Origin of the sequence: Anaerococcus sp., from assembly GCF_030825785.1 — a bacterium.
Classification (GTDB): Bacteria; Bacillota; Clostridia; order Tissierellales; family Peptoniphilaceae; genus Anaerococcus.
Map to the genome: position 1 here is coordinate 1 of NZ_JAPJPG010000046.1, position 12,151 is coordinate 12,151.

6 protein-coding genes are annotated in these 12,151 nt (G+C 38.7%); 1 reads left to right on the forward strand and 5 read right to left on the reverse strand.

What is annotated here, in order from left to right:
- Window positions 1-1,026: 1,026 nt before the first annotated feature.
- Window positions 1,027-2,499 carry an aldehyde dehydrogenase family protein gene (locus tag RCH56_RS06520; RefSeq protein WP_306484171.1) on the forward strand — a complete coding sequence of 491 codons (1,473 nt, stop codon included), beginning with the start codon at window positions 1,027-1,029 and terminating at the stop codon, window positions 2,497-2,499.
- Between the two features lie 61 nt (window positions 2,500-2,560).
- On the opposite strand, the gene RCH56_RS06525 is transcribed toward RCH56_RS06520, so the two are convergent.
- The 5 genes from RCH56_RS06525 to secA all read right to left on the reverse strand — a co-directional run bounded on the left by RCH56_RS06525 (window position 2,561) and on the right by secA (window position 11,235).
- Complete coding sequence (locus RCH56_RS06525; protein ID WP_306484172.1) at window positions 2,561-3,865, reverse strand: sodium-dependent transporter; 1,305 nt, start codon at window positions 3,863-3,865, stop codon at window positions 2,561-2,563.
- Window positions 3,866-3,984: 119 nt separating this feature from the next.
- Window positions 3,985-5,277, reverse strand: a complete 1,293-nt coding sequence (locus RCH56_RS06530; RefSeq protein WP_306484173.1) for a sodium-dependent transporter — start codon at window positions 5,275-5,277, stop codon at window positions 3,985-3,987.
- Between the two features lie 944 nt (window positions 5,278-6,221).
- Window positions 6,222-7,304 carry a tryptophan--tRNA ligase gene (gene trpS / locus RCH56_RS06535; protein ID WP_306484174.1) on the reverse strand — a complete coding sequence of 361 codons (1,083 nt, stop codon included), beginning with the start codon at window positions 7,302-7,304 and terminating at the stop codon, window positions 6,222-6,224.
- Between the two features lie 110 nt (window positions 7,305-7,414).
- Window positions 7,415-8,519 (reverse strand): peptide chain release factor 2 gene (prfB, locus tag RCH56_RS06540; RefSeq protein ID WP_306484175.1). Its coding sequence is split into 2 segments (ribosomal slippage): window positions 7,415-8,443 and window positions 8,445-8,519, totalling 1,104 coding nucleotides; the frame shifts between segments, so codons are not numbered across the junction.
- A 1-nt stretch (window position 8,520) separates the two neighbouring features.
- The gene (gene secA / locus RCH56_RS06545; RefSeq protein WP_306484176.1) at window positions 8,521-11,235 is read right to left on the reverse strand and encodes a preprotein translocase subunit SecA; all 2,715 of its coding nucleotides are present in this window, start codon (window positions 11,233-11,235) and stop codon (window positions 8,521-8,523) included.
- Window positions 11,236-12,151: the final 916 nt, after the last annotated feature.

The window sequence follows — 12,151 nt, forward strand, 5'->3', positions numbered from 1 at the left end:
CTGATTAAGAATTTGGTTGATTATTATTTACCAACACGATTTGACAAAGAGCCTAATAAAATCTAAGGCCTATGAGCAAAAGCTTGTAGGTCTTTTGCTTTGCCCTCCCCTTCCCCTTGCTTCGACCAAACGTAGTGAGTGGAGAAGCCTCCAGAGAAATAGTAAAATTATAATTATTTTAAAACTCATAATTAAATCAAGACTTCCATTAACACCATCTCGAACGGATGTGAGAGATCTGCAGTCTATGATGACATGTAGATATAAAAATTCATTTATCTACTAGAATACGTAAATAACAAAGTCTCAGACCATAAACGTCCCAAGGTTCTGTAGACCTCTCACGTAAAGTTCGAGGTGGCGTAACTAGGGAATATTTAATAAGAATAAAGATTATGTTAAGAGATATCTCGACTACGCTAGATGATATGCAAATTAAATAGATCTCTCGACTTACGCTCGAGACTAAGGTAGTGTAGGAAAGCATGCTTTCCTTCTCTTTCCCTTGCTTCGAAATCAAGCCCGTCCGGCTCGGGGAGGACGTGGAGAAGCCTCCCGAGAAATAGTAAAAGTATAATTAAGCCCAGAATTACAGTAATTCATGCTATTACCGCCATCTCGACAGATCGGAGCGATGAGAGATCTACAATCTATGATGACATGTCAAGATAATAGCTCATTTATCTACTTAAATAACTAACTAACGAAATCTTAAATCAAACACGTCCCAAAGTTCTGTAGACCTCTCGCTTAATCCTCTCAGAGCCGGACGGGCTTTTTTCGAGGTGGTTATCTGTGGGAATGTTTAATAAAAAAATATATTAAATGATAAGAGATGTCTATACTTTTGTCCACCCTAAGAGGAACATATGGAAAATCTTGACACACACCAGCCTCTGGATTAGAATCGTTTGCAAAATATTTTCTTAAGATTTTATCCATCTATAGTAAATAATTGTTTATTAACTATTTCGCTTGGGTATTATTTTTACTAGTAAGAAAGAATAATAATTTAAGGAGTTTTAAATGAAAATTCAAGATAGATATGATTTATATATTAATGGCGAATGGATTAAGCCAGCATCAGGGGAATATCTAGATGCGATAAATCCTGCTACAGGCGAGAAGATTGCTGAGTTTGCTACTGCAAACAACGAAGATGTAGATAGGGCAATTGAGGCCGCTAGGGCATGTTTTGAAGGAGAATACGGATCTTTCTCTAAAGAAGAACGTGCAAGCCTCCTATTTAAAATAGCAGATAGGATCGAAGAAAACTTAGAAGATCTAGCCACAATTGAGACAATGGATAATGGTAAGGTAATTCGTGAGACTAAGACAGTTGACCTTCCTTGGGTTGTAGATCATTTTAGATATTTCGCTTCCCTCTTAAGAGCTGATGAAGATGAAATTTCTAAGCTTGACGGAAGATTTGTTTCAATTAGAAAAAGGGAGCCACTTGGAGTAGTTGCTCAAATGATTCCTTGGAACTTCCCACTCCTTATGGCTGCCTGGAAGCTTGCACCAGCTATAGCAGGAGGAAACACTATAGTAATCTCCCCTTCTTCAAATACATCTATAGGCCTACTTGAGATGATTAGAAGAATCGAAGACCTCCTTCCAAAGGGAATTATCAATGTTGTAAGTGGTAGGGGTTCTGTAACTGGAGAATACCTCCAACACCACAAGGGCGTAGATAAGCTTGCCTTTACCGGTTCTACAAGCGTTGGTCGTCACATTGGTATTTCTGCAGCAGAAAACTTGATTCCTTCAACCTTAGAGCTTGGCGGAAAGTCTGCTCATATCATATTTGATGATGCCGATATCGAAAAGGCCCTAGAAGGTGCCCAAGTTGGAATCCTATTCAATCAAGGAGAAGTCTGCTCAGCCGGATCTAGACTCTTTATCCAAGAAGGAATCTACGATGAATTTGTAGAAAAACTTGTCAAAGCCTTCGAAAATGTAAAAGTAGGCAACCCTCTAGAAGAAGACACACAAATGGGTGCCCTAAGAGATGATAAAAGAATTCCTGTTATAGAAGAATTCATCAAAATATCAAGAGATGCTGGTGCAAAAGTTCTTACAGGTGGTAAGAGACTTACTGAAAACGGACTCGACAAGGGAGCCTTCTTCGCACCAACTATCCTTGCCGATGTTCCAGAAGATAACGACGCCTACAGAGAAGAAATCTTTGGACCAGTTGTAGTAATAAAGAAATTCAAGGATGAAGACGACGTTATTAAAATGGCTAATGACTCCCACTATGGGCTAGGTGGAGGAATCTACTCCAGCGACCTATATAGGATAATGGATGTTTCAAATAGACTAAAGACAGGAAGAATTTGGGTTAACACCTACAACCAATTCCCTGCAGGTGCACCGTTCGGTGGCTACAAGGATTCTGGTATAGGTAGGGAAACAGATAAGCTTGCCCTTGAAGCCTACACTCAAGTTAAAAATATCATCATTGATTCCTCAAAAGAAAAATTAGGTTTCTATTAAATAAAACTGTAATTAAATACGCATTCTAAAAGCCAACCCCTTAGTGGATTGGCTTTTACTTTTAAAATGAAACTTTAAATATCAAGGCTATTACACAAAGTATAATAGCAATTGGTGTGTAGATATATTTTCCAATCTTATACCAGCTATCACCGTATTTTTTCTCAGATCCTTGATTGATCTCTCCTATAAGCTTATCCTTAGCCAATACATAAAACCAAGTCACAGCTCCGATAGAAGCTCCTATTGGGATGATGTAGATTGAAATGACATCCATAAATGGACCCCATTGGCTTATCATTTCCATATTGGCTCCCAAGCCAAAAACGAAAATTCCAATTAGGACTAGGGCGACATTTCTTTTCATCTTTGGGTATCTGTTCATAAGCGATTCTGCTACTACTTCAAACATATTCTGTAGGGATGAAATACCAGCGAGTATTACCGCAAGATATAAGATTATTGCAAATAATCTACCCAAGAACATATCTTGTAGGATTGTAGGTAAGACTTGGAACAATAAACCTGGTCCACCTGCCTGATCCATCTTGTAGACCATTATAGCAGGGATTATAACGCAGGATGATAATAAGGCCGCTATAGTATCTAGAAGACCAGTCATTTTTGATGAAGATACAATATCCTCACCCTTGCTTAGGTAGGCTCCACAAACTATCATCCCAGATCCCGTTACAGAAAGGGAAAAGAAGGCCTGGCCCATAGCTTGGACGATGGTATTTATATTAAGAGCATCACCGTCATATCTAAACATGTATTTGTAACCTTCGATTGCTCCATCAAGTGTCAAAATCTTAATTGCCAAAATAACAAAAAGAACAAAGAAGGTAGGCATCATGAACTTATTAGACTTTTCTATTGTCCTAGCCCCTCCTATACAGGTAATTAATGTTAGCACAATAATGGTAAGGTGAAATCCAACTACTGAGTAAGGCTTTTGGGAGAAGCTATCAAACCAAGTCGCTGCATCAGCTTCCATCAATGATCCTGTAAGAGAATCCAACAAGGCTTTACTTATATAAGAAACAATTACAGCATAGCCTACTGCTATAAACAAGGAACCAAACAGAGGGACAAATCCTATATACTTTCCTATAAGGGTATCCTTATTCTTGCTTTTAAAAGATTTGTAATAAGCACCTAAGGTTCCAGTACCTGCAAGCCTACCAACTGCAAACTCGCTAGATAGTCCCACATAGGAGAAAATAACTATAAATACCAAATAAGCTAGGAAAAATACTAGACCTCCCTGTTGGAACTTGTAAGGAAAACCCCAGACGTTTGCCATGCCGACAGCAGAACCAACCGCTGTCAATATAAAACCAATTTTTGAATTAAATTTATTCATATAAACTCCTTAACTTTAATATGTCTATATCGCTTTAAAGTATGTTAGTATTATATCCCAAACTTTATATAAGTAAAGTTTTTTCTAAAGTTTCCATTTAAAAAATCCCTGAAGGGATTTTACATTACTATTGTCAAAAGGCAAATCACTACTACAAGAGGCGTATAGAGATATTTTCCTATCCTATACCATCTATCTCCATATCTTCTCTTAGAACCTAGGTTGATCTCTCCTATTAGAGTCTTCTTGTCCAGAACATAAAACCAAGTTATAGCACCAATCATCGCCCCTATAGGAATGATGTAGATTGATATAATATCCATAAAAGGCCCCCACTGACTTATTTTTTCTATATTCACACCTACTATAAATACCAAGCTAGCTATTGCTATTAGAACAATTTTTCTATCCAATTTCTTAAATACATAGGTCACTGACTCTACTACTACCTCAAACATTATTTGAAGAGATGAAATTCCTGCAAACAATACAGCAAGATAGAGGATAATTGAAAAGAACCTCCCTCCTTCTATGTTTTGTAGGATTGTAGGTAGGACTTGGAACAAGAGCCCTGGACCTCCTGCCTGATCCATAGAAAAAACTATGACAGAGGGAATCATCACAAAAGCAGCAACCATTGCAGCAATAGTGTCGAGAAGACCTGTCATCTTAGATGAATAGATTATATCCTCGTCCTTATGTAGATATGCACCACAGATCATCATAGCAGATCCTGTAATAGATAAGGAAAAGAAAGCCTGACCCATGGCTGAAACCACATTTCCAATACTTATCATCGACCTATCTATCCTAAACATATACCTATAACCTTCGATGGCATTTGGTAGGCTGATAATCTTTATAGCTATAACTACAAAGAGGATGAAAAAGGCCGGCATCATAAATTTACTTGACTTCTCCAAAGTTTTGGCAGAACCAAGACAGTTAATCAAGGTCAAAATAATAACTAAAAGATGATAAGGCCAAACTGAAAAGTCTCTTTCAGATAAGTTCTTGTACCAACTTCCTACATCAACACTCATCAAAGTCCCAGTAGCTGAATCAACCAAGGCCTTAAAAATATAGGCAACTACAACTGCATAGCCAATTGTAAGAAGAACAAGGCCAATTAGAGGAAGGATTGATATAGCACGTCCCAGCTTAGGACTTTTCCCCTTACTCTCAAAGGCCTTCTCGTAAGATCCGATAGTGCCTGCCTCTGCAATTCTTCCTATAGCAAACTCGCTCGAAAGTCCCACATAGGAAAAAAGACCTATAAAGAAGATATAGACTAGGAGGAAAAAAAATCCCCCTTCCTGGAGCTTGTAAGGAAAGCCCCACACATTGGCCATACCAACAGCTGATCCAACAGCCGTCAGTATAAAGCCAAGTCTAGAATTAAATTTGTTCATATTATTCCTTTCTATAAATAAGCTAGTAAAAGTAAAGATTAAACAAAATCTCTACCCCTTAATTTCTATAGCTTAATAATCATTAAGAGATCTCTCGACTACGCTCGAGATAAGGGTATGTAAGAAAACGAAGTTTTCTCTCCTCTCCCCTTATTTCGACTGAACGAAGTGAATGGAGAAATCTCATGAGAAATAGTAAAATTATAATTATTTTAAAACTCATAATTAAATCAAAACTTCCATTAACGCCATCTCGAAGAAGATACGACTGAGAGATCTACAGTACATGATGACATGTAAATAATACTGTTTAATTCATCTACGCTCATCCTTAGCTAACAAAATCTCAAATCTAACACGTCCCAAGGTTCTATAGACCTCTCACATAAAGTTCGATTTACTGTAGATTATAGTCTTCTATATTTTGAGAGATCTCTCGACTACGCTCGAGATAAGGGTATGTAAGAAAACGAAGTTTTCTAAAATTATTAGAACGCCATTCGGCGTTCTTTTGACCTTTGTTTCTACAAAACAAATGTCACTACACTATTTGTCTTTCAGACAAACAGTGGCCCAACAGGAGGGCGACCTTATTTCGACTGAACGAAGTGAATGGAGAAATCTCATTATATTAAAGATATCAATGTATAATCGTGTATGCATTGATATAATAGTTAAACAACAAATACGCCATCTCGAAGGAGGTACGACTGAGAGATCTAAAGTCTATGATGACATGTAGATATAAAAGTTCAAGTTATCTACTAGAATACATAAATAACAAAGTCTCAGACCAGACGTGTCCCAAAGTTCTGTAGACCTCTCGTCGCTTTCCCGTGGAAGCTCTGTCGAGGTGGATAACTGGGAAAGTACCTTTTTCGCCAATTATTATACATAACCTGTAGTCATGAGATGTCTCGACTTACGCCCTCCATAAGGGTATATTATTTATATTTTTCCTGCAAGCTATTCACCAGCTTTTTGTCTTCGAAGTAGTTGATGCCCATGGCTTTTTTTACTTCTTCGACCTTTTCTCTTCCAGCTTCTCTTGCCTTTGCTGTTCCTTCTTCTAGGATTTTAAATACTTTTTCTAGGTCTTTTTCGTATTCGGCACGTCTTTTTCTAATTGGCTCTAGTTCGTCTTCTAGAACCTTGATTAGGAATTTCTTTACCTTTACATCTCCCAGTCCTCCCCTTCTGTAATGGTCTTTAAGGGCGTCTAGGTTTTCGTATTCTGGAAGAAACTCCTTGAAGTGTTCAGCTTTTGAGAATACATCTAGATAGGTAAAGACAATATTACCTTCAACCTTACCTGGATCTTCGATATTGATATGATCAGGATCTGTATACATGCTCATTACCTTTTTCTTGACAGTTTTCTTACCATCTGCAAGGTAGATGGCATTTCCCAAGGACTTACTCATCTTAGCCCCTCCATCGATTCCTGGCATACGTCTTGCGACTTTCGCCTCTGGAAGAACTGCCTTTGGCTCTATGAAGGTATCTCCATAGATGTGGTTAAAGCTTCTAGCAATCTCTCTTGCTTGCTCAAGCATTGGCTCTTGGTCTTCTCCCACTGGAACTATATTTGCATCAAAGAGAAGAATATCAGCAGCCTGGCTTACAGGATATATTAGAAATCCTGCTGGTAGGGATGTTTCGAAGTCTCTTAATTTAATTTCTGACTTAACTGTTGGGTTTCTCTCAAGTCTTGATAGGGTAACAAGATTTAGGAAATAGAAGGTAAGCTCTGTTAGCTCTGAGACCTGAGATTGGACAAAGAATGTAACCTTTTCTGGATCAAGTCCCACACTAAGATAGTCAAGAGCTACTTCAATGAGATTTTCCCTGATTTTTCCTGGGTTGTCGAAATTATCTGTGAGGGCTTGACTGTCTGCAATCATGATATACATCCTATCGTAATTACCCTCATTTTGCATAAGCACTCTGTTTTTTAAGCTTCCTACGTAGTGTCCTAGGTGAAGTCTGCCTGTTGGTCTGTCACCTGTTAGTATTATATCTTTCAAAATTCCTCCTTATTTTAAAAAAACGGGCCTGCCTCTATGAAAGTGCCCCATCAGAGAACTTCCTATAATTCTCTGACAGGATGCAGCTATCATTTTATAAACAGTCCCGATTATTTATCAGCAAGGTAAGCATCTATAAAGCCTTGGATGTCTCCATCCATCACAGCCTCTACATTTCCCATCTCGAAACCCGTCCTGTGGTCTTTGACCAAGGTGTAAGGTTGGAAAACATAGGATCTGATTTGGCTGCCCCAAGCAATTTGGGAGTAGCTTCCTTGTATGTCTTCGATTTTTTCTCTTTGCTCTTCTTCTTTGATCTGAACAAGCTTACTTTTCAAAAGATTCATTGCAGTCTGTCTATTTTGAATTTGGCTACGTTCTGCCTGGCTTGTCGCAACTACACCGGTTGGTATGTGGGTGATTCTTACGGCAGAGTCGGTCTTATTTACGTGCTGACCTCCAGCTCCACTTGCCCTGTAGGTATCTATTCTTAGATCTGATGGGTCGATATCAAGTTCTATATTATCATCAAGCTCTGGGAATACATCCACAGATGCAAAGGAAGTGTGCCTTCTGGATTGACTATCGAAAGGAGAAATCCTCACAAGTCTGTGGACTCCCTTCTCCGCTCTAAGGTATCCGTAGGCATAAGGACCAGTAACATGGATTGTAGCCGACTTGATTCCACCTGCTTCTTCATTGTTTAAATCTTTGATCTCATACTTAAAGCCGTTACTATCGAAGTATCTCTTATACATCCTAAAGAGCATATCTGCCCAGTCTGTAGCCTCAAGGCCACCGGCACCTGCATTTATTGATATATAGGCATTGTTCTTGTCATATTCCCCATCAAGTTGGGTCCTAAGCTTCATCTGGGTTGCAAGCTTAGTGAGCTTTTTTAGAGAATCTTCGACTTCGCCTACTGTATCTGTCTCTTTATCTTCGCTCATCTCCACAAGATCAAGCATATCTGTATTGTCTACTAAGCCATTTTCAAGCTTTTTGTAATCGGCTAGCTCCTCTTTCTTGTTTGATAAGTCCGCCATTATCTTTTGGGCCTTGTCAGAATCGTTCCAGAAATCAGGGCTCGCTGATTGTTTCTCGAGTTCTTTTATCTCTTTTTCTAAACTAGCTGGGTCAAAGAGAGTCTCCGATTAGTTTTAGTTTTTGGCTTAAATCTTCTATATCAGATCTTAATTCAAATATTTCCTTCATACTATTTCTTTACATCGCCCTTTTTGGCTTCACGTTCGAGTCTCCTGCGTTCTGCTCTATTAAGACCTTCCATATTTTCTTCCTCTTGGTCTTCTAGGTGCTCTTCGCTAGGTTTTAGGACTTGTTTTCTTTCGATATTTTGTCTAATCTCTACACTTAGCATGTACTTAACAGTGTCTTCTTGGATTGATCTAGTCATATCTTCATACATGTCGAAACCTTCGTTGGTGTAGGCTCTTACTGGGTCTTCTTGTCCCATAGCCCTTACACCGATTTCTTTTCTCATCTGGTCCATAGCATCGATATGATCCATCCATTTTTGATCGATTACCCTAAGTAGGATTACTCTTTCTACCTCTCTCATATTCTCAGATCCGAAGGTCGCTTCCTTGTCTTCATATTTGGCAAGAGTCGCATCTGTGATATAGTCGATTAGGTCTTGTTGGCTGTAAGAGTTGATGTTTTCGAAGTGAAGGCTCTTTACAGGCATAGCAAGTCCGTGAAGATAGTTTAGTAGGGCTGTCATCTCCCAGTTTTCTGGTTTAATCTCTGGGTTGGTAAAGGTGTAAACAGCATTTGCTATTACATCTTTGATCATAGCTACTATAGTCTCTTTCATGTCTTGACCAAATAGAACTTCTCTTCTTTCGTTGTAGATTATAGTTCTTTGTTTGTTCATAACATCGTCGTATTGGAGGACTCTTTTTCTTGTAGCAAAGTTGTTAGCCTCAACCCTTGTTTGGGCACGTTCTACGGATTTAGATACCATTCTAGAAACTATTGGCTCATTTTCGTCATAGTTGTATTTTTCAACAAACTTAGCTACAGCCTCACCACCATTAAGTCTAATGAGGTCATCTTCAAGTGAGATAAAAAATCTTGACTTACCTGGGTCTCCTTGACGTCCTGAACGACCTCTAAGCTGGTTGTCTATACGACGAGACTCGTGTCTTTCTGAACCTATTATATAAAGTCCGCCTACTTCCTTAACCTTCTCAGCTTCAGACTTGATTTCAGGTCTAAAGACGTCTTTGTAGTGTCTATATTTCTTTCTTGCATCAAGGACTGCTTGGTCGGTAGTTTCAGCAAATGAATCTACTTGTTCAAGTACATCCTCTGCCACACCTTCTCTTTTTAGCTTAGTCATAGCCATATGATCTACGTTACCACCGAGCATAATATCTGTACCACGTCCTGCCATGTTGGTTGCGATAGTAACTTGATTTAATCTACCAGCTTGGGCAACAATATCAGCTTCTCTCTCGTGGTTTTTCGCATTGAGGACTGTATGAGAAATGCCTGCCTTTCTTAGGGCATTGGACAATCTCTCACTGGCTTCGATAGATATAGTACCTACTAGGATTGGTTGGCCTGTAGCGTGTACCTTGTTGATCTCATCGATAATTGCGTTAAACTTACCACGTTCGTTGATATATACATAGTCGACATCATCTTCTCTTTGAACAGGTCTGTTGGTTGGGATTTCAACAACGTCAAGCTTGTAGATTTCACTAAACTCGTCTTCTTCTGTCATAGCTGTACCTGTCATACCAGATAGCTTGTCATACATTCTGAAGTAGTTTTGGAAGGTAATTGTAGCAAGAGTCTTACTTTCTGCCTTAACCTCAACTCCTTCTTTGGCCTCTATGGCTTGGTGAAGACCGTCAGAGAATCTCCTACCTTGCATGATACGACCAGTAAACTCATCAACGATTTCAACCTCGCCGTGATTTACTACATAATCAATATCTCTTGTCATAGTAGTATTTGCCTTTAGGGCATTGTTAATATAGTGGGCAAGCTCTATATTATCAGTATCAGATAAGTTCTCTATACCGAAGAAATTCTCTGCCTTGGCAGTACCCTTTTCTGTAAGGTTGGATGATTTCCTCTTCTCATCTACTAAGAAATCAACATCTTCTACCTTAAACTCTCTGTCGAATGGATCGATATCAGCATCCTCGTTAGGATCTAGGATTCTTCCTTCTAGAGTTTGGATAAACTCGTTTGCCTTAACATAAGTATCTGTAGACTCATCTCCTTGGCCGGAAATAATAAGTGGAGTTCTAGCCTCATCGATTAAGATTGAGTCGACCTCGTCTACTATAGCATAGTGAAGGTCTCTTTGAACCATGTCGTCCTTGTAGATTACCATGTTATCTCTTAGGTAATCGAAACCAAATTGGTTGTTAGTTCCGTAAGTGATGTCTGCTTGATAGTTCTTTCTTCTTTCAGAATTAGTTAAACCATAAACAATACATCCTACAGTAAGACCTAGGAAGGTATGTACCTTACCCATCCACTCTTGGTCACGCTTAGCTAGGTAGTCGTTTACAGTAACTACATGGACTCCCCTACCAGTTAGGGCATTAAGATAAGAAGGAAGGGTTGCAACAAGTGTCTTACCTTCACCTGTTCTCATCTCTGCGATCTGTCCATTGTGAAGAACAATACCACCCAATAGTTGGACAGGGTAGTGCTTCATTCCAAGAACTCTAGAGCTTGCTTCTCTAACAACAGCAAATGCCTCTACCAAAAGGTCATCAACAGTCTCGCCTTGGCTTAGTCTTTGTTTGAATTCACTAGTTTTGTTTTGTAATTGTACATCTGTAAGTTTTTGCATTGATTCATCTAGGGCAAGAATTTGATCGACAAGTTTCATATTTTGATCAATTTCTTTTTGGCTAAATGACTTAAAAAAATTAAATAATGCCAAATTATTCACTCTCCAATTCTTCTACGAAAGCAAATTATGTAGCTTCCTATAGGTTTTTCTATATCTTAAAGCATAAATGTGATTTATCAAATGTTTACACTTCAAATATTCGCTCCTACTACTATACCAGTTAATTTCGATAAAAAAATATTTCTTTGCCATTTTTCACAAAATTTAAATACACTATTATTTATAAGGAAATTATAGATGAAAAAAGGTTAAAAAAGAAAAGATCTCTCGACTAGGCTCGACGGTAGTTTGCGGCCTCAGAAACAAGCCCGTCCGGCTCATAGAGGACGCGGAGAGGTCTCACAAAGTTATCAATATCAAAACAACAAAGTATATAAGTTGAGATAAACTTAAACAGAAATTACTCCATCTCTAATGGAATTGTCACAGTGAGCATAGCGAACTGATGAAACCGTTCCGGGTGGTCGGGCTTCGATTTTGAAAAAATCGAATTAGTGCTACTTATTTGAAAAATAAGTTCCAAGAACTCGAAGAGTTCAAAATCGAGGCTTTGCGTGGCGAAGTTCAGCTAAGCCCGCAAACTACCGTCGAACGAATGTGAGAGATCTACAGTCTATGATGACGCGCAAATATAAAAGCTAAAGTTATCTACGTAAATAAATAACTAACACACTCTCCAATCCAGACATTTTCCAAAGTTCTATAGACTTCTCACATAGTCCTATCAGAGCCGAACGGGTTTTTTCGAAGTGGAGAAATAAATAATGATGGAAATCTAGCTTTCCTACCCCTTCCCTTGCTTCGACCAACGTGGAGAAGCCTCCCGTCTTATACTAAAATTGCAAATAATTAAAAACTTTGAATTATAGCAACTCTCACAATTACCGCCACCTCTAATGGAATTGTCACAGTGAGCATAGCGAACTGATGAAACTCCTTAATCGAG